Source organism: Roseomonas gilardii, assembly GCF_001941945.1.
Taxonomy (GTDB): domain Bacteria; phylum Pseudomonadota; class Alphaproteobacteria; order Acetobacterales; family Acetobacteraceae; genus Roseomonas.
In genome coordinates this window covers 2,742,183-2,768,503 of the sequence record NZ_CP015583.1, presented here as the reverse complement: position 1 = coordinate 2,768,503, position 26,321 = coordinate 2,742,183, and the positions used below count along the sequence as shown (strand labels likewise).

Annotated in this window: 18 protein-coding genes; 12 read left to right on the top strand and 6 right to left on the bottom strand. The window is 68.3% G+C overall.

Features of this window, described 5'->3' with window-relative positions; genetic code table 11:
• The first annotated feature begins 213 nt into the window (after positions 1-213).
• The gene (locus tag RGI145_RS12680; protein ID WP_075798640.1) at positions 214-1,452 is read left to right on the top strand and encodes an acyltransferase family protein; all 1,239 of its coding nucleotides are present in this window, start codon (positions 214-216) and stop codon (positions 1,450-1,452) included.
• 91 nt (positions 1,453-1,543) lie between these two features.
• On the opposite strand, the gene RGI145_RS12675 is transcribed toward RGI145_RS12680, so the two are convergent.
• Both RGI145_RS12675 and aroB read right to left on the bottom strand, forming a co-directional pair.
• Entirely contained in the window at positions 1,544-2,083 is a 540-nt protein-coding gene (locus RGI145_RS12675; RefSeq protein ID WP_058389627.1) for a DUF2889 domain-containing protein, read from the bottom strand.
• 127 nt (positions 2,084-2,210) lie between these two features.
• Positions 2,211-4,043, bottom strand: a complete 1,833-nt coding sequence (gene aroB, locus RGI145_RS12670) for a 3-dehydroquinate synthase (RefSeq protein ID WP_237183061.1) — start codon at positions 4,041-4,043, stop codon at positions 2,211-2,213.
• 36 nt (positions 4,044-4,079) lie between these two features.
• Here aroB and RGI145_RS25440 point away from each other — a divergent pair, with 36 nt between their 5' ends.
• From RGI145_RS25440 to RGI145_RS24715, 6 genes are all read left to right on the top strand, one after another.
• Positions 4,080-4,226: a hypothetical protein gene (locus tag RGI145_RS25440; protein ID WP_167668272.1), complete on the top strand. Its 147-nt coding sequence runs from the start codon at positions 4,080-4,082 to the stop codon at positions 4,224-4,226.
• Between the two features lie 31 nt (positions 4,227-4,257).
• Positions 4,258-5,178, top strand: coding sequence for a site-specific tyrosine recombinase XerD (locus RGI145_RS12665; RefSeq protein ID WP_075798639.1), 921 nt, complete (start codon positions 4,258-4,260; stop codon positions 5,176-5,178).
• 82 nt (positions 5,179-5,260) lie between these two features.
• Positions 5,261-5,971 (top strand): phosphatase PAP2 family protein, encoded by a 711-nt coding sequence (locus RGI145_RS12660; protein WP_075798638.1) that lies wholly within the window; start codon positions 5,261-5,263, stop codon positions 5,969-5,971.
• Positions 5,972-6,127: 156 nt separating this feature from the next.
• Positions 6,128-7,084, top strand: a complete 957-nt coding sequence (locus RGI145_RS12655; protein WP_075798637.1) for an acetyl-CoA carboxylase carboxyltransferase subunit alpha — start codon at positions 6,128-6,130, stop codon at positions 7,082-7,084.
• A gap of 180 nt (positions 7,085-7,264) precedes the next feature.
• On the top strand, positions 7,265-9,475 hold the full coding sequence (locus RGI145_RS12650; protein ID WP_167668271.1) for a glycosyltransferase family 4 protein: 2,211 nt from the start codon (positions 7,265-7,267) through the stop codon (positions 9,473-9,475).
• A 113-nt stretch (positions 9,476-9,588) separates the two neighbouring features.
• Positions 9,589-11,421 carry a class I SAM-dependent methyltransferase gene (locus RGI145_RS24715; protein ID WP_167668270.1) on the top strand — a complete coding sequence of 611 codons (1,833 nt, stop codon included), beginning with the start codon at positions 9,589-9,591 and terminating at the stop codon, positions 11,419-11,421.
• Positions 11,422-11,490: 69 nt separating this feature from the next.
• Here the strand turns inward: RGI145_RS24715 and RGI145_RS12635 are convergent, their stop codons facing one another.
• Positions 11,491-12,348 (bottom strand): transglutaminase-like domain-containing protein, encoded by an 858-nt coding sequence (locus tag RGI145_RS12635; RefSeq protein ID WP_075798635.1) that lies wholly within the window; start codon positions 12,346-12,348, stop codon positions 11,491-11,493.
• Positions 12,349-15,087 carry a preprotein translocase subunit SecA gene (gene secA / locus RGI145_RS12630; protein ID WP_075798634.1) on the bottom strand — a complete coding sequence of 913 codons (2,739 nt, stop codon included), beginning with the start codon at positions 15,085-15,087 and terminating at the stop codon, positions 12,349-12,351.
• A 314-nt stretch (positions 15,088-15,401) separates the two neighbouring features.
• Here secA and RGI145_RS12625 point away from each other — a divergent pair, with 314 nt between their 5' ends.
• Together RGI145_RS12625 and mctP are read left to right on the top strand one after the other, a co-directional pair.
• Positions 15,402-15,584 carry a DUF3311 domain-containing protein gene (locus RGI145_RS12625; RefSeq protein ID WP_075798633.1) on the top strand — a complete coding sequence of 61 codons (183 nt, stop codon included), beginning with the start codon at positions 15,402-15,404 and terminating at the stop codon, positions 15,582-15,584.
• The gene (gene mctP / locus RGI145_RS12620; protein WP_075798632.1) at positions 15,581-17,071 is read left to right on the top strand and encodes a monocarboxylate uptake permease MctP; all 1,491 of its coding nucleotides are present in this window, start codon (positions 15,581-15,583) and stop codon (positions 17,069-17,071) included. The genes RGI145_RS12625 and mctP overlap by 4 nt, the downstream gene beginning before the upstream one ends.
• 767 nt (positions 17,072-17,838) lie before the next feature.
• Here the strand turns inward: mctP and RGI145_RS12615 are convergent.
• Positions 17,839-19,386 carry a tannase/feruloyl esterase family alpha/beta hydrolase gene (locus RGI145_RS12615; RefSeq protein ID WP_208863871.1) on the bottom strand — a complete coding sequence of 516 codons (1,548 nt, stop codon included), beginning with the start codon at positions 19,384-19,386 and terminating at the stop codon, positions 17,839-17,841.
• A 387-nt stretch (positions 19,387-19,773) separates the two neighbouring features.
• Between RGI145_RS12615 and RGI145_RS12610 the strand changes: the two genes are divergently transcribed.
• Entirely contained in the window at positions 19,774-20,709 is a 936-nt protein-coding gene (locus RGI145_RS12610; RefSeq protein ID WP_075798631.1) for a peptidylprolyl isomerase, read from the top strand.
• Between the two features lie 38 nt (positions 20,710-20,747).
• Positions 20,748-21,983 (top strand): bifunctional glutamate N-acetyltransferase/amino-acid acetyltransferase ArgJ, encoded by a 1,236-nt coding sequence (gene argJ, locus RGI145_RS12605; RefSeq protein WP_075798630.1) that lies wholly within the window; start codon positions 20,748-20,750, stop codon positions 21,981-21,983.
• Positions 21,984-22,133: 150 nt separating this feature from the next.
• Here argJ and RGI145_RS12600 read toward each other — a convergent pair whose 3' ends face one another.
• Positions 22,134-23,117: a TRAP transporter substrate-binding protein gene (locus RGI145_RS12600; protein ID WP_083670664.1), complete on the bottom strand. Its 984-nt coding sequence runs from the start codon at positions 23,115-23,117 to the stop codon at positions 22,134-22,136.
• Positions 23,118-23,321: 204 nt separating this feature from the next.
• On the opposite strand from RGI145_RS12600, the gene RGI145_RS12595 reads away from it, so the two are divergent.
• Positions 23,322-25,964 (top strand): bifunctional diguanylate cyclase/phosphodiesterase, encoded by a 2,643-nt coding sequence (locus RGI145_RS12595; protein WP_083670662.1) that lies wholly within the window; start codon positions 23,322-23,324, stop codon positions 25,962-25,964.
• Positions 25,965-26,321: the final 357 nt, after the last annotated feature.

Sequence of the window (26,321 nt, the reverse complement as noted above, 5' to 3'; positions counted from 1 at the left end):
GGAAGGAGGACCGGGGGGAGCCGGTCCGTTTCCAAAACATTTCATGATCCGGATCCCAGCAGTTTTCTTGCTTTCCCGTTTGCCATCATGCGAACGTCTCATGATCCGGATGTAATTTTATTTTAGATTGCATTGAACGCCATGTCTTGTCGGATGGGTTGAATATCCCTCCGCCGGCGCCTCTCTGCTGATCACCAAGGGAGATCAGGACGAATGCCTTCCAGGCGCTATCATGAACTGGACGTCGTGCGAGGTCTCGCCGCTTTCATCGTGCTTCTTCACCATGTGTGGATGTCGTTTCCACAGGCATTCTACGTGCCGCCGCTGACCGAGGCATCCGGTCCGGCCGACTATCTGTTTTTCGCGTTGAAATACACGCCGGCACGCTTCCTGGTGGCCGGGCCGGGCTGCGTCGCGGTGTTCTTCGTGCTGAGCGGCTTCGTCCTCTCCGCATCCTTCGAGAACGGGCGCGGCATCTCCTACGGGCAGTATGTGGTGAAGCGGCTGTGCCGGATCTACCTGCCCTTCGCCGTCGCGGTGCTGGTGGCGGCCGGACTCTATGTTGCAACCTATAAGGGTGCCGTCCCTGGCATGAGCGGCTGGCTGAATGCGACCTCCTGGTCGGTGCCGCTCACGCCGGACCTGCTCCTCGGCCATCTCGCCGCCTATGGCATGGAGCCGTATCACGACCTGAACGCCCCGATGTGGAGCCTGATCGTCGAGTTGCGGGCCTCGCTGCTCTTCCCGCTTGTCTTCCTGCTGGTGCGGAGCCGCAGCCTCTGGGCGCCGCTGCTGGCCCTGGGCCTCTATCTGGTGGCGGCCGGCTTCATGAGCCTGGATGGCCAGACCCTGCCCATGACGATGTTGGGCAGCCTCGCCTTCCTGTTCCAGTGGATGCCGCTCTTCTTCCTCGGCTCGGCGCTCTGGTTCCAGCGCGAGAGGCTGGAGCGGCTCTTCTCCGGCCTGCCCGCCCTGGGCCGGCTGGGGCTGGTGGCCGTGGCGCTGCTGCTGCTGGGCATGCCGGCCTGGGGGCCCGTCTCCACCACGAGCATGGTGATGAAGCTGGTCTGGATGCTGGGCATGAGCCTGGCCGCCACGATCATCATCACCGCCGCGATCAGCACCGCCCTGTTCCATCGCCTGGCGGCCATCCGGCCGCTGCGGCGGCTCGGGGAGATCTCCTACAGCCTGTACCTCTTCCACCAGATCGTCATCCTGGCCCTGGCGCATGGGCTGGTGGGAATCCTGCCGCCCGGCCTCGCGGTGCTGCTGGCGATCCCCGTTTCGCTGGTGGTGGCGGAACTCGGCTACCGGCTGGTCGAGACGCCCAGCATGCGGCTGGGCCAGTGGCTGACGCGTGGCGCCCGGCGTGTCCCGGAGGCCCCGGCGGCGCTGGAGCCGATGGATGCCTCGGAGGACCTCGGCGTCGCCCTGGCGGCCGAACGCCGATAGGGCGCGATCCCCGGCCGGGCCCGGAGGGTCCGGCCGGCCGGCCCCGCGCGATGCCGGACAGCGCGAAGGCCGGGACTTCCGCCCGCCGGTCTCAGCCCTTCCGCCGCCGCACCACGGGGCTGTCGGGCGCATAGGCGTAACAGGTGCCGACGATCCCCGGCGACAAGGGCGGCTCGCCTTCTCCGCTATCCCGGCGCCGGCGGGTGCGGACCGAATGCAGGGTCTGGTAGGCCACCGTGGCCATCTGGGCCAGGAGCTCCCGCAGATGGGTGCACCCCTCCGTGCCGCCGACCCGCTCCTTCACGGCGCGGTTGAAGCCCGGACCGATGCGGACCCCGGCCAGCCGGGCGAAGTTCGGCGCGATGTCCGGGCAGATCGCATAGGGCGAACTGTCCGTCGCCGCCTCGCAGGACAGGATCAGCATGTCGGCATCCACCGTCAGCCGGATCCACATGTCGTGCAGGGCGTCGCCCGGCATCAGGGTGCCGCGGTCCAGATTGGGCAGCGGATAGGCCTTGGTGTCGGTCAGACGGGCCTCGATGTCGAAGGACCCGTCCTCGCGCTCATAGCCGCGCAGGGCAATGTCGCGGTTGTGCTGGAGGCTGCGTGCCACGGGCTGGGAAAGGGGCATGGGCCCCAGCCTAGCCCGTGACCGCCGGCGGCGGAATCGCCGGAAGCGTGAGGGTGGCATAACCCCCGCGACCGGGAGGGCGCGATCCGCGGACCGGCCGGGGCCGCGCCCACGGGAGGGGGCCGCCTCAGCCGGTGGCGCCGTCCTCGCGCAGCAGGGCCGCCACCACGTCTTCCGGCACGTCGCCCGTGGTGAAGACGTCACCGGGCTCCCGGATCAGCACGAAGCGGAGCGCGCCGTCGCGGACCTTCTTGTCCTTGCGCATCCGCCCCAGCAGGGCCTCCACGGTAAAGCGCCGTTCCAGGTCGCCGATCGAGGCGGGCAGCCCCACATCGCGCAGATGCGCCACCACCCGGGCGGGCAGGGCCGGGTCGCAGTGACCCAGCCGGGCGGAGAGCTTCGCCGCCAAGGCGAGGCCGATGGCCACCCCCTCGCCATGCAGCAGGCTGCCGTCATAGCCGCACTCGGCTTCCACCGCATGGCCGAAGGTATGGCCGAGATTCAGCAGCGCCCGGCCGCCCTCGGCGGATTCCTCGCGCTCGTCGGCGGCCACCACGGCGGATTTCAGGCGGCAGGATTCCAGCACCGCGTGGCGCAGCGCCGCCGGGTCCCCGGCCATGGCCGCCGGCCCCTGCGCCTCGCACCAGTCCCAGAGCGATCCCTGAAGCAGCCCGTGCTTGGCGACCTCGGCCCAGCCAGCGCGCAGCTCGCGCGGGGGCAGGGAGGCGAGGGTGCCGATATCGGCCAGCACCATGCGCGGCTGGTGGAAGGCGCCGGCGAGGTTCTTGCCGGCGCGCAGGTTGATCCCGGTCTTGCCGCCGACCGAGGAATCCACCTGGGCCAGCAGGGTCGTCGGCACCTGCACGAAAGGCAGGCCGCGCATGGCAACGGCGGCCGCGAAGCCGGCCAGGTCGCCCACCACGCCGCCGCCCAGGGCGATCACGGTCGTCTTGCGGTCGATCCCGGCGCCGAGCAGCGCGTCCAGCACGGCCTCCAGCGAAGCCATGCTCTTGGAGCCCTCGCCGGGCGGCACGGCGATCTCGGCACGGATCTCGAAGCCCGCATCCTCCAGCCCGGCCCGCAGCCGGGCGCCGTGCAGGGCCGCCACCGCCGCGTCGGACACCACCGCCACGCGGCGCGCCGGCAGCACCGGGGCCAGCAGCCCGCCGGCGCGTTCGAGCAGGTGCCCGCCGATGGCGACCTCGTAGCTGCGCGCGCCCAGCGTGACGGGGAGGCGGGACGGGGCCTCATGGGCGCCGAGCGCCACCTCGACATTGGCGGTGGTCATGTCGGGGGTCTCGTCGGTGCAATCCACCACGATATCGGCTTCCGCATAATAAGGATGGCGCATCTGCATGAGGCCGTGCAGCACCTCGGCCGGGTCGCGCCCGACGAACATCGGGCGGTGGTCCCGCCCGGCCACCCGGCGCACCAGGGCGGAAAGAGAGCAGCGCAGCCAGACCGCGACGGCGCCGGAAGCGCGCACCGAGGCACGGGTGCGCGGGTCGTTGAAGGCGCCGCCCCCCGTGGCCAGCACCACCGGCGGGCCGGCCAGGATGCGGGCAATCACCCGCCGCTCGCCATCGCGGAAATGCGCCTCGCCATAGCGGGCGAAGATCTCGGAGACGGGCAGGCCGGCCGCGGCCTCGATCTCGGCATCGGTGTCGAGGAAGGGGCGGCCGAGCCGCGCCGCGAGTCGCCGGCCGATCGAGGACTTTCCGGCACCCGGCAGGCCAACCAGCACGATGCTGCGGGCCGCGACCGCCGCCATCCGGGCCGGGGCCGTGGAATCCGCGACCGCGCCGGCTTCCCCGCGGATATTCCCCGCTCCGCTCCCCGTCTGGACGTGTTTCGCGGCCCGGTCGGCTTCCGCCGGCGGGGCAGCGGAGCCACGGTTTCGCTCCGAATGCGGATCGGCGAGGATGTCCAGGTTGCGCGACACGGTGCCCAAGGCTAGCACGGCTTCGCCCGCACGCGAGGGACCACGCGCAACTCCATGTTTCGTCGCCCACTGACCCTGATCATTCTCGTCATCATCGCACTGCTCGCCGTGGGCCTGCTCGTCATTGGTGCCTTTCCGCCCGATGTGAGTCCACAGCCGGTGGAGCGCACCATCCCGGCGGAGCGCTTCGGCCCGCGCTGAAGGCGTGGCCGGGGCGGCTCTCCTGCACGCCATGGATGCCCGTGTCGAGGCCTTTCTGGAGATGCTGGCGGCCGAGCGCGGCGCGGCCCGCAACACCCTGGCCGCCTATGAGGCGGACCTGACGGATGTGGCGGGATGGCTGCGCCGGAAAGGCGGGACGCTGGACGGCGCCTCGCCCGAAGCGCTGCGCGCCTATCTCGCCGGGCTCTCGGGCGCGGGGCTTTCGGCGCGCACCGTCGCCCGGCGGCTTTCGGCGCTGCGCCAGTTCTTCCGCTTCCTGGCCCGGGAGGGGATGCGCGGCGACGACCCGACCGCGCTGCTCGACACGCCGCGCCTGCCGCAATCCCTGCCCAAGGCCCTGCGGGAGGAGGAGGTGGAGGCGCTGATCGCCGGCGCGTCCCGCCTCCCCGGGCGCAGCGGCCTGCTGGCCGTGGCGGCCTGCGAGATGCTCTACGGCTCCGGCCTGCGGGTAAGCGAGCTGGTCGCCCTGCCGGCGGCGGCGCTGCGCGACACGGCGCCGCTGGTCGCCATCCGGGGCAAGGGCGGGCGGGAACGCCTGATCCCGATCAGCGCCCGGGCGCGAGAGGCCCTGGCCGGGCTGGCGACAGAGGAGGAAAAGGGCGGGCCGGCCGCGCGCTGGCTCTTTCCCTCCCGCGCCGCGGCAGGGCACCTGACGCGACAACGGCTGAACCAGTTGCTGCGGGCGGCGGCGCTGGAGGCCGGGCTGGACCCGGCGCGGGCGACGCCGCACGTGCTGCGCCACTCCTTCGCCACCCACCTGCTGAACCGGGGCGCGGACCTGCGCTCTCTGCAGGTGCTGCTCGGCCATGCCGATATCGCGACCACGCAGATCTACACCAAGGTGCTGGAGGAACGGCTGCGGGCGGTGATGGAACTGCACCACCCGCTCTCCGACGCCGTCGCGCCGGCGGGGGAACGCGGCACCGGCTGAGCCGTTGCTGCCCGGGATGGCCGTCCGAAGGCCCACCGCCCCATGACCCCCCAAAGGGGCATGCCCAGGAGGAACGACGCGCATGACCCGATTCGAGCACCGCGACGCCACGCCCGAACTGCCGGGGCTGCTCGGCCTGCTGCTGGTGGCGGGCGGGCTGCTGGGCTTCGTGGCACTGGCGGCTCTGGTGCATGGCGACAGCCTGGAAGGTTTCGACCGCCACCTGCTCCTCCTGCTGCGCGACCCGGCCGATCTGGAGCGCCCCATCGGCCCCCATTGGCTGCCGGCGATCGCCCAGGACGTGACCGCCCTGGGCAGCAACGTGATCCTGGTGTCCGTGAGCCTCGTGGTGCTGGGCGGCCTGCTGCTGGAGCGCAAGCGCGGCGCGGCGCTGCTGACCGCCGTGTCCATCCTGGGCGGCACCGTGCTGTCCCTGCTGGTCAAGCTCCTCTTCGAACGGCCGCGCCCGGACGTGGTGCCCCATATGGTGGAGGTCTTCACCGCCAGCTTCCCCAGCGGCCATGCCATGCTCTCGGCCGTCACCTACCTGACCCTGGGGGCGCTGATGACGCGCATCCAGGCGGGGCCGCGGCTGAAGCTCTATGTGATGGCCGTCGCGGTGGCGGTGACGCTGCTGGTGGGCGCCAGCCGGATCTATCTGGGGGTGCACTGGCCGACCGACGTGCTGGCCGGCTGGTGCCTGGGCTCGGCCTGGGCGCTTTCCTGTTGGCTCGTGGCCCTGCGCCTGCAACGGCGCGGCCAGGTCGAGAGGCCAGGCGAGGCGGAGCACTGACAGGGGCCGCCGCCTTCCGGAAAGAGGCCCTTGCCTCCCCGGCCCGTGCCGGGGCATCGCCTTCCCTTCCAGGCGGGGCGGATTCGCGGGTCCGGCGCTTCCCTTCCGGCGCGATCCGCTCTAGCCGCTCCGCACGCCTCCGTGTACGGACCCCCGATGCGTCATTTCCTGGATTTCGAGAAGCCGATCGCCGAGCTGGAAGGCCAGATCGAGGAACTCCGCCGGACCACCGATGCCGGCGGCATCGATGTGGCGGAGGAGGTCGGCCGCCTGCAGGACAAGGCGGAGAAGCTCCTCGCCGCGACCTACAGCAAGCTGACCCCCTGGCAGAAGGCGCAGGTGGCCCGCCACCCGGAGCGGCCGAAATGCCTGGCCTATATCGAGGCGCTGATCGAGGAGTTCACGCCTCTGGCGGGGGACCGCGCCTTCGCCGATGACGAGGCCGTGGTGGGCGGCCTCGGCCGCTTCCACGGGCATTCGGTGATGGTCCTGGGCACCGAGAAGGGCACCGACACCGAGACCCGTATCAAGCACAATTTCGGCAGCGCCAAGCCCGAAGGCTACCGCAAGGCGCGGCGCCTGATCGAGCTCGCCGGCCGCTTCGGCATCCCGATCATCACCTTCGTGGACACGGCGGGCGCCTTCCCCGGCATCGAGGCCGAGGCGCGCGGGCAGGCCGAGGCCATCGCCCGCTCCATCGAGGCCTGCCTGGAAGCACCCGTGCCGGTGGTCGCCACGATCATCGGCGAGGGCGGCTCCGGCGGCGCCATCGCCCTGGCGGCGGCGGACCGCATCCTGATGCTGGAGCACAGCATCTACAGTGTCATCTCGCCGGAAGGCGGCGCCTCCATCCTATGGCGGGACGCTGCGCAGGCGCCCCAGGCGGCCGAAGCCTTCAGGCTGACGGCGGAGGACCTGCTGCGCCTGAACCTCGTGGATGCGGTGGTGCCGGAGCCATTGGGCGGCGCGCACCGCGACCCGACCAAGGCGGTTGCCGATGTCGGGCAGAAGGTCTGGGAGGCCCTGCAGCCGCTGCTGCCCGTCGATGGCGCAACCCTGAAGAGCCGGCGGCGCGAGAAATTCCTGGAAATGGGCCGGCACGGCGTCGCCTGAACAGTTTGGCGCGTGGAAATATCGGGCTTCCCGCGCACTCCGCCTGAGCACAGCCAAAATCTTCTCCGTTGAAGAGTTATGCCGCTAATCTATTCCCCTCTGGGTTGCATGATTCGCTTGGATAGCAGATGATCTCTCGGTTTTGTGAGCGGACGAATCATGCGTGGCGGGGAACTGATCTTGACCAAGCTGGCCTCCCTGGCAGCCCCCCGACGGGACGAGGACCGTCAGTTCCGGCGGGCTGGCGATGAGGCACGGGATCGGAAGGACTGGACGGCTGCGGCGGAACTCTACCGCCTGCATCTGGAGGTAGAGCCGAAGGACGTTCCCATCTGGGTGCAGCTCGGCCACGCGCTCAAGGAGCAAGGGCAGGTCTCCGATGCCCTGCACGCCTATCGCCAGGCGGCGGAACTCGGGACCGAGGACGGCGACGCACAGCTCCAGTTCGGCCGTGCGCTGGTCCTGGCCGGCCGGCGTGGCGAGGCCACCGAGAGCCTTGCCAACGCGTTACGGCTAGGGGCTTCGGCCGACGCCTACCGGGAATTGGTGATGCTGGGCGAGAGCCAACTGGCCTCCGAATTGATGGGCCACTGGACGGAGCAGGAACTCGCCACGGCCACGCTGATGGAGGTGACGGACCTCCTGGTGTACCTGAACGAGCACCGGACCCTGTCGGGGATACAGCGCGTCCAGGCAAATATCATCGAGCAGGTCCTGGCACTGCCGAAGGACCAGCTTTGTGGCTATCGCTTCGTCATCAGCAGCGCCGATGGCTGTATGATGCTGCAGAACAATACACTGTCTCAGCTGGTGTCCCACGCTGCGGGAACGCGGGTCGAGCAGCAACGGCTGAAGGAGTTGGTTGCCGAACTGCGCTCGACCGCCATCCTGATCCCGCCGGCGTCAACGCAAACACTGCTTATCCTGGGTGCCTTCTGGAATGTGCGAGAAGTGGTCCAGACTTGTGCCCGGATGCGTGAATTGGGTCTGCGTGTGGGCCTCTATGTCTATGACCTGATCCCCATCACTCACCCTGAGTTCTGTGCGCCGCTCTTGAGCGTCTGGTTCACCTTGGCAATCGGCGATGGGCTGCGCTGCTTCGATTTTCTCTTCGCCATTAGCGATTATGTGGCGAACGATGTCCGACGCCTGCTGGTAGAGAACGGAATTACGGACATCGATGTCGAGGCGGTGCCTTTGGCTCATGTCCTGAAGCCGGTGAAGCGGCTGGCCGCTGGCCGCAGCGCCCAATGGGAAGGCACAATCGCGCATCTACGCGACCGACGCTTCGTGCTTTCTGTCTCAACCATTGAGGCACGCAAGAACCACGCCTATCTGTTCCGCATCTGGCGGGAGCTTCTATCGCAGGGCGAGGATATGCCGGATCTGGTGTTCATCGGGCGCCAGGGATGGCGTGTCGATGAACTCATGGACCAGATCCGTGACACGAACCAGTTGGAAGACCGACTGCATATTCTTCATGATCTCTCGGACGAGGATCTGGCGACACTCTATCAGAACTGCCTCTTCACGGCGTTTCCATCGTTCTGCGAGGGCTGGGGCCTCCCCGTGGGCGAAAGCCTGACCTACGGTGTGCCGTGTGTCGCCTCCAATGCGACATCCATTCCGGAGGTCGGCCAGGATCTCGTGGATTATGTGGACCCGCTGAATGTTCGTGACGGCATGAGCGTGATGCGTCGCATGCTGTTCGAGCCGGGCTACTTGGAGAAGCGGCGCACGGATATCAGGACGCGCTTCCAGGCACGGACCTGGAACGATGTGGGGCGGGACTTGTTGGCTGCGCTGCAGCGGCAAAAGGAAAGGCCATCCAGGGGTGCATGCGCTGCTGTGGCTCTGATGCCCAGCGGACGAACCTTCAGGCCGGCTGACTACAGTCGGAGCCACGGCATGCCATCCAGCTACATCGCCAACCCGTTGCGATCGACTCTGGTAGAAGGCTGGAACGACTGTGAATCCATCGGTGTCTGGATGACAGGAAAATCGGCGCGGGTCGCATTCTATACGGGCCTCAGCGCCGGCAACGTTATCGTTTACCTTCAACTCTTCGGATCCCCGTCTGCGAACGGGCAAGTCGTGACCGTCGCTCCCCCCAAGGTTCGGCTTATGGCGAGATCTTGTGGTTCCCTCGATCCACGCATCGCCTCCATGACTGCTCAGCCCTGGGTGACCAAGGTGCTGCGCCTCCGTATCCCTGTGTCTGCGGACGGGCTGGTGGATCTGCGCTTCACGCTCGATCGGTCTGCATCATACCTGGGCGAGCATGATCCACGCCGTGCTGCTTTCGGGATGCGGCAAATCGGTTGGGCGAGCGAAGTGGACGCAGCCGAGCGGCAGAATATCGTCGAGCAGCTTCTCTTCGAGAACGTATGAACGGAAGTACGAGCTGCGATGGGCCCGCTGCGGCACGGGCATAATCTCCCGGGCATCCCGAAGCCGCTGGCCGGGGAAGACAACGAACGATGCCTCCGAAAAGGAGCGAACTGATGCCAGACCAGATGGTACGCCCGTTTCTGCCGCCGATCGCGATTATGTCCTTCAACAGGCCCAACTTTCTCGGCCGGGTGTTGAAGAGTCTCAAAGCGCAGAGTGTTGATGTCGAGGACAGATCCGTCCATCTATTCCAGGACGGAGCAAGAAGCCCATTCGGCGGCAGATCCAGGGCAAATCCCGAAGATATTGCTGCCAGTATCGCGGTGTTTCAGCATTACTTTCCCGCTGGGGTGGTTCATCACGCTCCGTACAATCTCGGGGTGGCTCTTAATTTCGAGCGTGCGGAAAAATTCGTCTTTGATGAAATGAAGGCCGATCTTGGCGTATTTTTCGAAGACGACATGGTTCTCTCACGTTACTATCTTGATACGTTACAAAAACTTTCAGATTTTGCGCTGAGTGAAGAACGTGTTGGTTACGTGGCTGCATATGGCGTTCATAGGGCCTCCAATGAGGAGCAGAAGCAGCTAAGACGCCATCTCGTCCCCATGGGCCATAACTGGGGTTTCGCGTTGACTCGCAGGCAGTGGCAGCGTCAGCGCGAAATCGTGGAAGAGTATCTGGGCCTCGTACGGAACAGCCCTTATTCCGAGCGGCCTGATGATCGCATACGGGCCTATTTTTCTTCGCTCGGCCTGCCGATCTTTGGAACATCTCAGGATGCGGCGAAAGAGGTCGCTTGCGCCGCGCTCGGCACCGTCAGACTTATGTGTTTCCCAGCCCAGGGCCATTACATTGGTGATGTCGGCGAGCATTACAATCCAGAGCTGTATAAGAGCATGGGTTATGACGAGACCGTCTTTTTCGACGAGCAACTGACAGGGTTCGATTTTCCGACGTCAGATGATCTGGCCATTATGGCGGCTGAGGCGCGAGTGTCACTCATCGATCGGGAGCAGAGCCTGATGGTAACGGTTGCCGATGAGGAGCTTCCATCGGAGACTTTCGTGCAGTCCCTTTACTGGGGGCTTCTGGAACGGGCTCCAGATCGCCTCGGGTTTGACACCTTTACCTCTGCCCTCAATACCGGCGAGATGCAACCGGCCGAGATCGTGCGCCGTATAGCTAACAGTGAGGAATTCAGGAAAAGGCAACTCGCCCGCATTACGCAGCAGGCCGCGTCGGATATATCTGCGGAACCTCGGGTCCGACAGTCGGTGGAAAGTGCGGAAACTCCGGCCAATGAACTTCAGAGGAAACTGTTCGCCGCGGACGTTTATGCCGGCTTCACTCCCAATGTCCCGGTAGATCTGCAGGGATGGAATAGCCGGCATCCGGCGCTGGAGCGTGAACTCCTCGCCCGTCGCCCTCGCATCGTGATTGATGTCGGTGTCTGGAAGGGGGGCTCGACAATCTACATGGCAAAGCACCTCAAAGCGCAAGGCGTGAACGGGGCCGTGATTGCCATCGACACTTTTCTCGGCAGTCCAGAGCATTGGAACCGCGAATGTCCGGACCGGATTTTCGAGGACCTCAAGATGCGGCACGGCTGGCCGTCACTCTACTGGCAATTCCTATCCAATGTTGTGCATGAGGGGGTGTCGGCCTTCGTCGTACCCCTGGCACAGACTTCCGAAAACGCGATGGTCATTCTCAAACGGCTCGGGGTGCGCGCGGGCGTGATCCATATCGATGCGGCGCATGAGTATGAGGCCGTATTGCGGGATGCTCGCCAGTACTGGGACTTGCTGGAACCGGGTGGCATCCTGATCGGCGACGACTACCCTTGGCCGGGTGTTGCGCGTGCGGCACGGGACTTTGCTACTGAGGTCGGACTGACACTTCGGGTGGAGGATCCGAAATGGCTTATCGAGAAGCCGACTTGAACGGATCTCGGGGTCCGAAGCAGCCGGAGCAGCGCGCCCGCCATATCGTCGGAGGTTGAATCTCCGCTCTCAGGCCACCGACACCGACACCGCCGCCGTGGTCCATTCCTTCGCCGCACCCGGCTCCGGATCGCAGCGGACCTGCATGCCGGTGGCCTGGGCATTCCCCCAGATGGAGCAGAAGGCCACCTGCGAGGCATCCTGCCCCACGGCGATGCGTGCCACCCCGTCCAGCGCGGTCTGGCGCGTGGCGTCGAAGACGTACCAGCACGGTCCCTCCGGCCCCATCAGCAACGCCTCGAAGATCGCGTGGAAATCCGGTGGCTGGAGGTGCGGCGCATAGGCGGCCAGGAAGCGCGCGGGGATCCCCAGCGCGCGGGTCAGCGCGATGCCCAGATGCGCGAAGTCGCGGCACACGCCCGCGGCATCCGTCAGGACGTCCAGCGCCGTGGTCCGCACATCGGTGCTGCCGCGCTGATAGGCGGTGCGCTGGTAGATGTAGTCGCAGACCGCCGCCACGCGGGAATGGCCCTGGGCCATCCCGCCGAACTGCGCCTGGGCGAAACCGGTGAGCCGGTCGCTCTCGCAATAGCGGCTCGGCAACAGGAAGTGCAAAGCCTCCTGCGGCACCTGCTGGACCGGGATCTCCGTGATCCCGGCCGGGTCATGCACCACCGGCTCGCCCTGCACCTCCGCCTCGTAGTGCAGCCGCACGGGGCCGGCCGGGGCCAGGACGCGCAGCCAGCGGATGCCGTCCACGCTGCGCCATTCCTCGCCCGGCTCGCCGGTGGACAGCGTCAGGCTCTCCCGCAGGATCTTCTGGCGTGCGGGCGGGTCCTCCGAAGGACGGACCGCGAAGACGAAGGTGCTCGGCCCGGAGGCCTGATAGTCGAGGGTGCAGCCCAGGCTTCGCGGCGGTCGTGCCATTCAGATGTTTTTCCCGTGGCAGTGCTTGTACTTCTTGCCCGAACCGCAGGGACAGGGCGCGTTGCGCGGCGTCCGGTCCCAGGTGGACGGGTCGTCAGCGCGCACGCCCGGGGAAAGTTGCACCGCCGCATCGGTGGCGGCATGGCCATAGCTGGCGAAGACGACCGGGTCCGCCGGATCGCCATCCAGCGGGGAGGGCGGCGCGGGCTGGCGCGCCTCCGTCACCTGGATCGGCTCGGGGGAGGGCAGCGGCTGCTCCGGCATCAGGTTCACATGCATCAGCCAGCGGGTCACGTCCTCCCGCAGGTCGAAAAGCATGCCGTTGAACAGGTTGAAGGCCTCGGACTTGTACTCGTTCAGCGGGTCGCGCTGGGCATAGGCGCGGAGCCCGATGCCCTGGCGCAGATGGTCGAGGGCGAGGAGATGGTCCTTCCACACCTTGTCGAAGACCATCAGCAACAGGGACTTCTCGATCTCCCGCATCCGCTCCGGGCCGATATTGGCGGCCCGGGCGGCATAGGCCTGGTCCGCGGCCTCCTGGATGCGGTCGCGCAGATGCGCCTCGTCGATCCCTTCCTCGCGGCCCCACTCGGCCACCGGCAGGTCGAGGCCGAGGATCGACAGGACCCGCTCCTGCAACCCCTCCAGGTCCCACTGCTCGGGATAGGAATTCTCCGGCACGGCGCGGGCGACCATGTCGTCCACCAGCTCGCGCCGCATCTCCGTCACGGTCTCGGCGACATCGGCGGCCTGCATGAAGGACCGGCGCTGGGAATAGACCTCCTTGCGCTGGTCGTTCATCACGTCGTCGTACTTCAACACGTTCTTGCGCATGTCGAAGTTGCGCGTCTCGACCTTCTTCTGCGCCTTCTCCAGCGCCTTGTTGATCCAGGGGTGGATGATCGCCTCCCCCTCCTTCAGCCCGAGCTTGGACAGCATCCCGCCCATGCGGTCGGAGCCGAAGATGCGCATCAGGTCGTCTTCCAGGCTCAGGAAGAAGCGCGACGCGCCGGGATCGCCCTGGCGGCCGGAACGGCCGCGGAGCTGGTTGTCGATGCGGCGGCTCTCGTGCCGCTCCGTGCCGATCACGAAGAGGCCACCGGCCTCCTTCACCCGCGCCGCCGCGCCCTCGACCTCGCGCCGGATCTCGGCCATGCGCGCCTCGAATTCCGGCCCCTCCGGCTCGCCGGGGAAGGAGGCGCGGGCCAGCGCCTCGGCATTGCCGCCCAGCTTGATGTCGGTGCCGCGGCCGGCCATGTTCGTGGCGATGGTCACCGCGCCCGGCCGGCCGGCCTGGGCGATGATCGCCGCCTCCTGCTCGTGGTAGCGCGCGTTCAGCACCTGGTGCGGGATGCCCTTCCTGTTGAGCAGGCTGCTCAGCAGCTCGGACTTCTCGATCGAGGTGGTGCCGACCAGGGCCGGCTGGCCGCGCTCGCGGCATTCGGCGATCAGGTTAGCCACGGCCTCGTACTTCTCGGCGGCGCTGCGATAGACCTCGTCATCCTGGTCGTCGCGGGCCACCGGGAGGTTGGTCGGGATCTCCACCACCTCCAGCTTGTAGATCTCGGCGAACTCGTCCGCCTCGGTGGACGCGGTGCCGGTCATGCCCGCCAGCTTGGGGAAGAGCCGGAAATAGTTCTGGAAGGTGATCGAGGCCAGGGTCTGGTTCTCGGGCTGGACCTCGACGTGCTCCTTGGCCTCCAGCGCCTGATGCAGCCCGTCGGAGTAGCGGCGGCCCTCCATGGCGCGGCCGGTGAACTCGTCGATGATGACCACCTTGCCGCCCCGGACCATGTAATCCACGTCCCGGGTGAAGAGGGCATGAGCGCGCAGGCTCTGGTTCACGTGGTGGACCAGGGTGATGTTGCTGGCGTCATAGAGGTCGCCCTCGGTCAGCAGCCCGGCCTCGGTCAGCGCATTGGCCATGGCCTCGGTGCCGGCCTCCGTCATCACGACGGTGCGCTGCTTCTCGTCCTTCTCAAAGGTGGTCTTGTCCTTCACCACCTCGCGGACCACCGCATCGACCTGGCCATAGAGCTCGGAACTCTCGTCCGAGGGGCCGGAGATGATCAGCGGGGTGCGGGCCTCGTCGATCAGGATGCTGTCCACCTCGTCCACGATCGCGAAGTGGAAGTCGCGCTGGACCATCTCGTCCAGCCGGTACTTCATGTTGTCGCGGAGATAGTCGAAGCCGAACTCGTTGTTGGTGCCGTAGGTGATGTCGCAGGCATAGGCGGCCCGCCGTTCCACGTCGTTCAGCCCATAGACGATCACCCCGGTGGACAGGCCGAGGAAGCCGTAGAGACGGCTCATCTCCCCGGAATCGCGCTGGGCGAGGTAGTCGTTCACCGTCACCACATGCACGCCCTTGCCGGCCAGCGCATTCAGATAGACGGCGAGCGTGGCGACCAGGGTCTTGCCCTCGCCGGTCTTCATCTCGGCGATGCGCCCCTCGTGCAGCACCATGCCGCCGATCAGCTGGACATCGAAATGGCGCATGCCCAGCACGCGCTTGCTGGCCTCGCGGCAGACGGCGAAGGCTTCCGGCAGCAGGGCGTCCAGCGTCTCGCCCCGGGCCAGCCGGTCGCGGAATTCCTGGGTCCTGGCGCGCAGCCCCTCGTCGCTCAGGGCGGCCACCTGCGGTTCCAGCGCGTTGATGGCAGGCACGCGCGCCTGATAGCGCTTCACGGCGCGGTCGTTCGAGGTACCGATGATGGCGCGGGCGAGGCGTGCGAACATGTGCTTTCCGGGTCTCTCCAGGCTCCCGGGGGCAGGAGCGGTCCCGCGGGCGCGGCATCGGCCCGGCGGCAAGGGGCCGCCGGGTATGCCGCCGGACAGATAGGGGCCAGCGGGTACGGGGTCAACGAAATGGCGGCGCGCACCGGCACCGCGCCTCCGGAAAATCCGCCCTGAGCCGCGCGCGAAAGGGTGATCGGGGCCCCGGGGTCCGGGCCGTTTTCTTACAGAGAAGAAAATTGCCGGACGGCGCCAGGACAGGTCAGCCTCCCTGTCGCTTCCCCGCCCTCCAGGCGGGGATTCGGAGGCGACGTCTCATGTGGGTTCTGCTTCTGCTGCCCTTTGTCGGGCTGCTCTGGGTCCCGTTCTACAATCACATGCAGCCGGAACTCTTCGGCTTCCCCTTCTTCTACTGGTACCAGCTCCTCTGGGTGCCGATCACCTCCTTCCTGACCTGGCTCTGCTACCGCGCCATCCGGAAGCGGGAGGAAGGCCGGTGAGCGGGGGCATCGACTGGACGGCCCTCTGGGTCTTCATCGGCTTCTTCATCCTCGTCACCGCCATGGGCTTCTTCGCGGCCCGCTGGCGCCGGCCCGAGAACCTGGCGCACCTGGACGAATGGGGCCTGGGCGGCCGCAACTTCGGCACCTGGATCACCTGGTTCCTGGTCGGCGGCGACTTCTACACCGCCTATACGGTGATCGCCGTCCCGGCGGTGGTCTACGCGGTCGGTGCCTACGGCTTCTTCGCGCTGCCCTATACGATCATCGTCTATCCGATCGTCTTCGCCATCATGCCGAAGCTCTGGGCCGTGGCGGCCGCGGGCGGGCATGTGACGGCGGCCGACGTGGTGCATGCCCGGTACAACTCCCGGCCCCTGGAACTGGCGGTGGCCATCACCGGGGTGCTCGCCACCATGCCCTATATCGCGCTCCAGCTCGTCGGCATGGAGGTGGTGCTGGGCGCGCTGGGCCTGACCGGGGAGGTGCCGCTGGCCGTCGCCTTCATCATCCTGGCCCTCTACACCTATTCCTCGGGGCTGCGGGCGCCGGCGCTGATCGCCTTCGTCAAGGACATCATGATCTACATCGTGGTGATCGTGGCGGTGGCCATCATCCCGATGAAGCTCGGCGGCTATGCCAATGTCTTCGCCTCGGCGGAGCGGGTCTTCGCGGCCAAGGGCGGCGCCACCGGCCTGATCCTGGCCCCCGGCCAGTACCTCCCCTATGCCACGCTGGCACTGGGCTCCGCGATGGCGGCCTTCATGTACCCGCACACGCTGACCGGCATCTTCGCCAGCAACTCGGGCAACACGATCCGCAAGAACGCGGTGCTGCTGCCGGCCTACACCATCCTGCTCGGCCTGATCGCCCTGATGGGCTACATGGCCCATGCGGCGGGGATCGTGACCACCACCCCGACCGCCGTGGTGCCCCTGCTCTTCAAGGCGCTGTTCGACAGCTGGTTCGCCGGCTTCGCCTTCGCCGCCATCGCCATCGGCGCGCTGGTGCCGGCGGCGGTGATGAGCATCGGCGCCGCCAACCTCTTCACCCGGAATTTCTGGAAGGCCTACGTGAACCCGCAGGTCTCCCATGCCGGGGAGGCGCAGGTCGCCAAGGTCACCTCGCTGGCGGTGAAGGTGGGGGCGCTGGCCTGCATCCTCTTCCTGCCGACCCAGTTCGCGCTGGACCTCCAGCTCCTGGGCGGCCTCTGGATCCTGCAGACCTTCCCCGCCGTGGTCTTCGGCCTCTTCACCGGCTGGTTCCGCGGCGGCCCCCTGCTGCTCGGCTGGGCCGTCGGCTTCCTCGGCGGCTCCTGGATGGCCTGGAGCGACGGGCTGAAGCCGCTGCACAGCATGGTCTTCGGGGGCGGGACCTACACCGCCTATGTCGGCCTGCTGGCGCTGATCGCGAACGTGCTGGTCGCCGTGCTGGCCAATCTGGTGCTGCGCGTGGTGCAGCCGGAACGGGTGGCGCGCACCGCCTGATACGGCAGGCGCAATGCGCCGCGTGGAGGGTCCGGCGCGGCTTGCCCTGTCCGCCCCCGGGGAAGAGGCTCTGCCTCTCCCCCGGACCCCCTCACCGTCAGGACACTGCGTGCCCTGAACCCGGGGAACTGGCGCCACCGGTCGCCGTCGGCCCGCCGATCCCATCCCGTAGGACCGGTGGAGACAGCGGGCACCGGAACCAGAAAGACAAACACCCTGTCCGCACGCCTGGCACCGACCGTCGCCGGAGAGCATGGCTCTCCGGCGCGATCCCGCCGCGGCAAGAGCCCGCGAAGGGAGGTCCAGGAGCCACTGGCTCCTGGCGGATGGGGGTATCGAGGGCAAGGCGGAGCCTTCCCCCGGGCCACGATCCCGCCGCCGGAATGGATGGGAGCATGACCACCGCAAAAGCCCCTTGCCCTCCCACACCCACCCGGGATATAGGAATATAGTCAACTCATCGCCCTGCCGCACCGTCTCCTGCCTCCTCGGCAGAACCAGTTTGCCGTCCAGACCGGAGGCCTGCATCCAGGGATAAAGGGCTAAAATCCTAAAACGCTAAAACCCTAAAGTGGCACGGATGGCGCCATGTCCGGGCCGTGACGAGGGGAGGGCGGATGCCCCCGGCCGCCCACCCCACCCAGGAAATCCATGCCCGCATCTCCGGCATCCGGAAGGCATGCCTACAAATCGGCGCATCCCGCTCTTCACCTGATCCAAGCCGCTTCCCAACCCCTTTCCTGGACAGGAAACGGCCGGGCCCACCCTCACGGATCGGCGCAGGCGAAGCTCGCGGCCTCCGCGACCGACCCCTTGCCGTCATGGCGCGGCACCTGCGGCCAGGGGCAGGCAGGGCGGCTCCAGAGGCGCTGCCCGCCGGTCGCGGTCTTGGTGGTGGCCAGTTGCGCGGGCGCCTCGCCCCGCTCCACCCAGGCCTCCAGCGCGCCGAGCGGGTCGAAGCCGTTCTGGTCGATGCCCGGCCCGGCATTCGACAACCCGCAATGATCGAAACCCGGCAGCATGAAGAGCCGCGCCGTGCCGGCCATGGCGTCGCGGCCGGCGGCGGCGCTCGCCGCCTCGAACCACTGCACCGTCCGCTCCGGCGTCACGATCGCATCCGCCCAGCCGTGATAGACGATCAGCTTTCCGCCCCGCGCGCGGAAGCGGGCGAGGTCGGGCGAAGCAGCATTGTACAGCGCGCCCATGGCGGCCAGGCGCGGCGGATCGCGGTCGAAATCGAAGGTGAGGGGGTCGTAGCTCTCGCCCGGGTCCTCGGCGAAGGCCATGTAGCGGAGGAAGTCCCGGTTGAAGAGCGGGTTGAGCGGCGGTGTCGCGGCGGTGCCCGCCAGCCAGACGGGCCAGAAGGGCTCCGAACCCAGCGGGATGCCGCCGGGATAGAGGCTCTCCCCCCGGCTGTTGCGCGGCGGGGCGTACCAGGCCTTCAGCACCCCGACCTCGGCCTCGCCCAGGCAGTCCGGCCCATTCTGCCCGGCGCCGCATTGCAGCTTCGCCGGGTCGAACCCGCAATGGCGCGGGTCCGAGACCAGCCCGTCCTTCAGCCCGTCGGCGCCGTCGCAGGCCTCGGCCACGGCCTTCTGCACCAGGGGCACATGGGCGGGATCGAAGAGCCGCCTGCCATCCGGTCCGGCATTGGCGCGGGTGGTCCAGGCCATGGCTGTGGCAACGAGGCCGGTATAGTCCAGCGCCGGGGAGCCCGCGATGATGCCGTCGAAGTCATCCGGGAAGCGCTGTGCCTCCATCAGCGCCTGCCGCCCGCCTGTGGAGCAGCCGGCGAAATAGGACTTCGCGGCGGGACGCTCATAAAGGGCGTTGACCAGCAGCTTGGAAACGCGCGTTACCTCCGGCACCGCCCGCGTGCCCCAGTCGATCTCCGCCAGCCGGTTGTTCCAGGCCCAGCGCCCATCGGTGGAGCCGGTGCCCCAATGGCCGGAATCCGTGGTCGCGGCGGCATAGCCGCGCCGCAGCCCGTAATTCAGCGCATTGGTGAAGCCCGGCGCATCGCCCAGGACCTTGCCGCAATAGCCGCCGCAGCCGGTCATGTAGAACTTGCCGTTCCAGCCGGCGAGCGGCAGGCGCAGCTCGAAATTGATCGCCGGGCGGACATAGCCCAGCACCCGGCAATGCGCCGGCAGGTCCCCGGTGGCGGGGACGGCCGTGGCCGAAAGCAGGTTGGTGTCGTCGATGCGCATCCCCGCCAGCGCGGCACAGCGGGCGGCCTCGCCGCCTCCGGAAGCGGGCGTGGAAGAAGGCGCCTGGGCCGCCGCCGGGAGGAGGCCGAGCAGGGCCAGGAACACAGCGGCGAGCGCTCCTCCGCGCCCTGTGGCAATCCGGAGGGCAGCCCGTGAGGCATCCTCCGGGGCCGCGCGCCGGCCGGGGCGGTCCGCCGGCGCTGGACGTCGGGCGGTCCCGGAATGGGGGACCGGCATCCGGTCGGGCATGGGTCTTCTCCTCCCTTGGGCACCCCTTTGCCGGGGTGCCTCCGGCAAGGAGGATAGGCGAGGAACCGTGCGGCGTCGGCGGATTCTCGCCCCGCCGGAACCGGCGCGGCGATGGCCGTGTTTCGGCCTGTTGCCTTCCCCTCCGGCCTGCGCGCCAGCGAAAGGTTTCGGTACGGAGGCGTGCCTTGCCGTCCCGCGGCATGCGCGTCATGGTGCCGCGCCCTTTTCGACCGGACTTGTCTGATGCGTTTCCCTGTTCTGATCCTGTCGCTCGGACTGCTGTCCGGACCCCTGGCCCTCCCGCTGGCGGGTGCCGCCCTGGCGCAGACGCCGGCCCCGGCCGCCCCGGCCGCCCCGTCCGCCCAGCAACCCGCCGACCCGGTGGTGGCGACGGTGAACGGCGAGAATATCCGCCTGAGCGATGTCCGCGACGCGGCGCAGGACCTGCCCGCCGAGGCGCGCAACGCCCCGCCGCAGGTGCTCTTCCCGCTGATCGTGGACCAGCTCATCGCGCAGAAGGCCGTGGCCGCCGCTGCCCGCGCCCAGGGCCTGGAGAAGGACCCCGAGGTGCAGCACCGCATCGCCGTCGCCACGGACCAGGAGCTGCAGCAGGCGCTGATCCGCCGCGACGTGGCCCCGGCCCTGACCGACGAGGCGCTGCGCAAGCGCTTCGAGGCCGAGCAGAAGAACCAGCCCGCCGAGGAGGAGGTGCATGCGCGCCACATCCTCGTCTCCAGCAAGGAGGAGGCGGACAAGGTCCTGGCCGAGGTGAAGAAGCCGGGGGCGGATTTCGGGGCGATCGCGCAGAAATATTCGACCGACCCCAGCGGCAAGGGCAATGGCGGCGACCTGGGCTTCTTCAAGAAGTCCGACATGGTGCCGGAATTCGCCGAGGCCGCCTTCGCGCTGAAGCCCGGCCAGATCAGCCCGGCGCCGGTGAAGTCGGCCTTCGGCTGGCACATCATCAAGGTCGAGGAGCGCCGCGCCGCGCCGCCCAAGAGCTTCGAGGAGCAGCGCGCCTCGCTGCGCCAGGCGGCCTTCGAGGAGGCGGTGAACGCCTCGCTGGAGAAGTACAAGGCCGGCGCCAAGGTGGAGCGCTTCAACCTCGACGGCACGCCGCAGCGCCAGCCCTCGCCGCTGGACGGCGCCACGCCGCCCGCGCCCGCCCAGAAGAACTGACGCTAGAACCGACCCTATACACGAGCACCGAGAACACCATGGCCAAGGACCTTCCGGTTTCCCCCCTCGCGGTGCCCATGCCCGCCTTGCCGCCCGTCGCGGGCGTCCGCCTCGGCACGGTGGCGGCGGGCATCCGCTACAAGGGGCGCGACGACCTGATGATGATGGTCTTCGCCCCCGGCACCACGGCGGCGGGCGTCTTCACTAAGTCGAAGTGCCCCGGCGCCCCGGTGGACTGGTGCCGCAAGGCCCTGGCCGGCGGCACGGCGCGCGCGGTGGTGGTGAATGCCGGCAACGCCAACGTCTTCACCGGCCGTGCCGGGGAGGAGGCCGCGCGCCTCTCCGCCGAGGCGGCGGCGAAGCTGGTGGGCTGCGCGCCCTCCGAGGTCTTCCTGGCCTCGACCGGCGTGATCGGCGAGGTGCTGCCGCACGGGAAGCTGACCGCCGCCCTGCCGGCCCTGCATGACGGCCTCTCGCCGGAGGCCTGGGCGGAGGCGGCGCGCGGCATCATGACCACCGACACCTTCCCCAAGGCGGTGACGCGGCAGGCCAGCATCGGCGGCGCGCCGGTGACCATCACCGGCATCGCCAAGGGATCGGGCATGATCGCGCCCGACATGGCGACGATGCTCTGCTTCGTGGCGACGGATGCGAAGATCCCCGCCGCCGCGCTGCAATCGGCGCTGAAGGCCGGGGTCGAGACCTCCTTCAACTGCACCACGGTGGACAGCGACACCTCCACCTCCGACACGGTGCTGCTCTTCGCCACCGGGCAGGCGGAGCATCCCGAGGTTCCGGCCGAGGGCGGCGAGATCCTGGCCGGGTTCCGCGAGGCGCTGGCCGGGCTGCTGCACGAGCTGGCCCTCCAGGTGGTGCGGGACGGGGAGGGTGCGCAGAAGCTGATCCAGGTGACGGTGCGCGGCGCGGTTTCCGACGCTTCGGCCAAGGTGGTGGCGCTCGCCATCGCGAACTCGCCGCTGGTGAAGACCGCCATCGCCGGCGAGGACGCGAACTGGGGCCGCATCGTCATGGCGGTCGGCAAGGCCGGCGAGCCGGCGGACCGCGACCGGCTGTCCGTGGCCGTCGGCGGCACCTGGATGGCGCGCGAGGGCGGCGTGGTGCCGGGCTATGACGAAGCCCCGGTGGTCGCGCACATGAAGGGCGGGGAGATCGAAATCGAGGTGGATCTCGGCCTGGGCGAGGGCAAGGCCACGGTTTGGACCTGCGACCTCACCCATGGCTACATCGACATCAACGGCTCCTACCGGAGCTGACCGGGCATCCGGGGGGGGAGGCGCTCCGTCTCCCCAGGAAGCCGGCATCAGTGCAACCGCGAGCGCAGGTCGCGGACCATGATTGTCTCGGAACTGCCTCACAAGCCATGACACCCGGGCTGGCGCCGAATGGCGCCACCCCGCGATCCTTCAACGCCCGCCGCGATAGGCGCGCAGGATGGCCTCTCCCTCCGGCCCGGCCCGTTGCACCCAGGCGGCCTGGACGGGCGCCGCTGCCGTCTCCAGCGCCGACCGCAGTCCCGGCGCGGTGGCGATCGTCATGCCATGCGTCCGCATCCGCGCCTCGTTCTCCGCCATGCGGGTGGCGATGGCCTTGAACTGGCGCGCCTCGGTGGCCTTTCCTGCCCGCGCCACCGCCGCCTGGCCCGCGTCCGGCAGGGCTTGCAGGGCCGCCGTGTTGCAGAAGGCGAGGCTCAGCGGCCAAGCGTAGTCGATAGCGGTGAAGTGCGGCAGGATCTCCCAGAGCCGCGCCCCGGCACCGCCGTCGCCGGAGGACAGGACCGCATCCATCTCGCCGGATTTCAGCCTCGGCAGCGCGTCGGCGAAGGAGATCTGCGACGGCTCCGCGCCCGCCGCGCGCATCACCATGGTCCCGGCCTCGTCATAGGTGCGCACGCGCAGCCCCTTCAGCGATTCGGGGCCGGAGACCGGCTTGCGCGACCACAACCCGGTGGCGGGCCAGGGCGTGGCATAAAGCAGGGTGAGGCCGCGCTCCGAGAGCGCCTTCACATAGGCGGGGCGCGCCGCCTCCAGCAGGCGGCGCGTGTCGTCAGCGGAGCCGGTGAGGAAGGGCAGGGCGGAAAGCTGGAAGATCGGCGCCAGCCCGGCCATCGCGCCGGTGAAGGCGTCGGCGGCCTCTGGTTTTCCCTGGCCCACGGCGGCCGGCATCTTGGCGGAACGCAGGCCATCCGGCGCGTCGAAGGCCGGGCGGACCCCCAGGATGCCATGCGCCTCCTGGTTCACCGTCTCGGCGAAGAAGGCGATTCCCTCGCCCGGCATGGCGGTGGCCGGGTATTCGGTGGCGATGCCCCATTCCGCCGTCCCGGCCCGTGCCGGATAGGCGGCCAGGCCCAGCAGCGGCGCCATGGCCATCAGGGCGCGTCGCGTCGTCATGTGATCCATTCCCCGGTCAGGCTCAGCCCCCGCGGCAAACGGCGGCGCGCCATGTCTTTGTGAGGTTGTGCCGATAACAGATTCATCATCTCATGGCTGCAAGCTGCATTCCAGCAGCGCGGCCAGGGATACCGGATCGATCCGGTAGCACCGCGGGGCTTTCAGCAGGGTCCGGCGGATATCCCGCAAAGGCCCGGAGGCGACATGACGGCGAAGGGTGGAATGGCGCGGTTGCCGGACGCCGCACCGGTGGAAAGCAGGACTGGCCGCCGGGGGAGGCTCCGCGCCGCCGCCGCATGGTTCGGCGCCGATCTCGGCCTGATTCTGGCGATCCTGGTCTTGTTCTGGGGCGGCATCGCCCTGCACCTGCAACGCGAACACCAGCGGACGCTGGACGACGCGACGCGCAACGCCGGCAACCTGGCCGGGGCCGCGCAGCAGATCATCGCCCGGACGGTGGAGGCCATCGACCAGCGCCTGCTCTTCATCCGCGAGGCCTACCGGCACGACCCGGCCGATTTCAGCCTCGACTTCCTGCGCCGGGAACATGGCTTCCAGCAGGACATGTCGCTGCAGACCGCGGTGATCGGCCCCTCGGGGCGGCTCTGGCTCAGCAATCTGGGGCCGGTCCAGAACGGGGTGGACCTTTCCGACCGCGCGCATTTCCGGGTGCACCTCGATCCTCAGCGGGACGATCTCTTCATCAGCGTGCCGGTGATGGGGCGCGAATCCGGCCGCTGGTCGGTGCAGTTCACACGCAAGCTGCTGACGGGCGACGGCCGCTTCGGCGGCGTGGTGGTGATCTCGCTGAACCCCTATTGGCTGACCCAGGTCTACGACACGCTGGATATCGGCCACGGTGCCGTGACCCTGGTCGGGCTCGACGGGATCATCCGGGCGCGGGCACCGGAGGAAGCCGGGATGCTCGGCAGCAGCATCGCCGGCGGCAACCTGATGGCGGAGGCGCTGATCCGTCCGCAGGGCACCCTCCGCAGCCGGGACAAGGCCGATGGAACCGAGCGGCTGACCGCCTTCCGGCGCGTCGAATCCTTTCCGCTGATCGTGGCCGTCAGCAACGACATGGCGGAGATCCTGCAGGGCTACGACGCCTACCGGCGCAGCATCCTGTCCTCCGGCGCGCTGCTGACGCTGCTGATCCTGGGGGCGGGGCTCCTGCTGATCCGTCGCAGGAAGCAGCGGGCACGGTCCCAGCAGGCGCTATCCGATGCGATCGAGAACATCAGCCAGGGCCTGGTCATGGTGGCGCCGGATGGCCGCATGCCGGTGGTGAACCGCCGCGCCATGGACCTGCTCGGCGTGCCGGAAGGGCGACAGGCCTCCTTCCTGCGCGCCGGGCAGGGCCGGGACATCCTGCCGGAGGACTGCACGCAGGACCGGGAGGACGCTGCCGCGCCGCTCTATCGCTGCACGCGTCCCGACGGCACGGTGCTGGAGGTCCGCAGCCAGGTTCTGGACAATGGCGGGCTTGTGCGGACCTTCACCGACGTCACGGAGCAGACCCTGTCGGAACGGCGGGTGCGCTTCCTGGCGCACCATGACCCGCTGACCGGCCTAGCCAACCGCATCCTGCTGCATGAGCGGCTCGGCGAGGCGATCGGGGAGGCAGGCGGGCGGGCGGGCCAGCTCGTGGTGCTGGCGCTGGATCTCGATCGCTTCAAGGTGGTGAACGACACCTATGGCCATGCCGCGGGCGATCAGCTCCTGCGCCAGGTGGCGGAGCGGCTGCGCGAGCTGGTCGGCCCGGACGACACGGTGTCCCGCCTCGGCGGCGACGAGTTCGTGATCCTGTGGCGCGGCGCGGCCTCGCGCGACGGGGTGGAGCCCCTGGCCCGCCGGATCGTGCGGAACCTGGTCACGCCCTTCATCCTCGACGGCAACATGGCGCAGGTCGGCACCAGCGTCGGCATCGCCCTGCATCCACAGGATGGCGCGACACCGGAAAGCCTGCTGCGCAACGCGGACACCGCCCTGTACCGCGCCAAGTCCGAGGGGCGCGGCACGGTGCGCTTCTTCGAGCCCGCCATGGAGGTGGAACTCCGCGAGCGGCGGGAGATGGAGCAGGACCTGCGGCTGGCCCTGCAGGCCGATGTGCTGGAACTGCACTACCAGCCGATCATGACCTGCGGGAACGGCGCGATCCGCGGCTTCGAGGCATTGCTGCGCTGGACGCATCCGGTGCGCGGAGCGGTGCCGCCCGCCACCTTCATCCCCGTGGCGGAGGAGAGCGGGCTGATCCTGCCGCTTGGCCGCTGGGTCATGGAGCGCGCCTGCGCCGAGGCCGCCACCTGGCCGGAGCCGCTGCGGCTGGCGGTGAACCTGTCGCCGGCGCAGTTCCGCAGCGGCAACCTGCCGGCCATCGTGGACCGGGCGCTGGAGCTTTCGGGCCTGCCGGCGGAACGGCTGGAGTTGGAGATCACCGAGGGACTGCTGATCGGCGATGCCGAGGAGGCGCTGAACGCGATCCATGCGCTGAAGCGCCGGGGCGTGCGGATCGCGCTGGACGATTTCGGCACGGGCTATGCCAGCCTCGGCTATCTGCACCGCTTCCCCTTCGACCGGATCAAGGTGGACCGTTCCTTCGTCCATGCGATCGGCCGGCGGAACGGCGCGCATGCCATCGTGGAGGCGGTGCTCGCCATGAGCAGCAACCTGGGCATGGAAGTGACGGCGGAGGGCGTGGAGACCGAGGAGCAACTGCGCTTCCTGCAGCACCGTGCCTGCGACGAGGTGCAGGGCTTCCTGCTGGGCCGACCGATGAGCCGGGAAGCCGTGGCGCAGCTCCTGCGGGCGCATGGGCTGCGGGATGAGCGTCTTACCCTGCCCTGAGGCGCGGTGAACTGTGAAGGCGACCTGTCTGTGGAGTGATGACGGGTGCTCGGCCCGTACCATGGAGGGGATCAATGTCCTCAATGGCATGCGATTTATTTTGAGCGAGTAATTTAATTCCATTAAATCAATGCGGGTGGAATTCATTAATACTATGTTTTTTCGGAAGAATTCATTTTATACTTAGTTTACATCGCGTGTTTCGGTTTGTATCAACCCCGCCCGCAGCAGATTACGCGGAAAGCGGGCATGAAGTGGTACAAGGCTACCGACCTACCGGGCGAACTCGAAATCGTCTGGATCGACGATCCGAAATGGGGACTGACCGTCGGTTGCGTCCGGCGCGGCCTCTGGGAA

Bases quoted from the DNA above. Each gene is read 5' to 3' on its own strand.
- RGI145_RS12680 (WP_075798640.1), top strand. From the start codon at position 214: ATGCCTTCCAGGCGCTATCATGAACTGGACGTCGTGCGAGGTCTCGCC.
- RGI145_RS12675 (WP_058389627.1), bottom strand. From the start codon at position 2,083: ATGCCCCTTTCCCAGCCCGTGGCACGCAGCCTCCAGCACAACCGCGAC.
- RGI145_RS25440 (WP_167668272.1), top strand. From the start codon at position 4,080: ATGTTTCGTCGCCCACTGACCCTGATCATTCTCGTCATCATCGCACTG.
- RGI145_RS12665 (WP_075798639.1), top strand. From the start codon at position 4,258: ATGGATGCCCGTGTCGAGGCCTTTCTGGAGATGCTGGCGGCCGAGCGC.
- RGI145_RS12660 (WP_075798638.1), top strand. From the start codon at position 5,261: ATGACCCGATTCGAGCACCGCGACGCCACGCCCGAACTGCCGGGGCTG.
- RGI145_RS12655 (WP_075798637.1), top strand. From the start codon at position 6,128: ATGCGTCATTTCCTGGATTTCGAGAAGCCGATCGCCGAGCTGGAAGGC.
- RGI145_RS24715 (WP_167668270.1), top strand. From the start codon at position 9,589: ATGCCAGACCAGATGGTACGCCCGTTTCTGCCGCCGATCGCGATTATG.
- RGI145_RS12635 (WP_075798635.1), bottom strand. From the start codon at position 12,348: ATGGCACGACCGCCGCGAAGCCTGGGCTGCACCCTCGACTATCAGGCC.
- secA (WP_075798634.1), bottom strand. From the start codon at position 15,087: ATGTTCGCACGCCTCGCCCGCGCCATCATCGGTACCTCGAACGACCGC.
- RGI145_RS12625 (WP_075798633.1), top strand. From the start codon at position 15,402: ATGTGGGTTCTGCTTCTGCTGCCCTTTGTCGGGCTGCTCTGGGTCCCG.
- RGI145_RS12610 (WP_075798631.1), top strand. From the start codon at position 19,774: ATGCGTTTCCCTGTTCTGATCCTGTCGCTCGGACTGCTGTCCGGACCC.
- argJ (WP_075798630.1), top strand. From the start codon at position 20,748: ATGGCCAAGGACCTTCCGGTTTCCCCCCTCGCGGTGCCCATGCCCGCC.
- RGI145_RS12600 (WP_083670664.1), bottom strand. From the start codon at position 23,117: ATGACGACGCGACGCGCCCTGATGGCCATGGCGCCGCTGCTGGGCCTG.
- RGI145_RS12595 (WP_083670662.1), top strand. From the start codon at position 23,322: ATGACGGCGAAGGGTGGAATGGCGCGGTTGCCGGACGCCGCACCGGTG.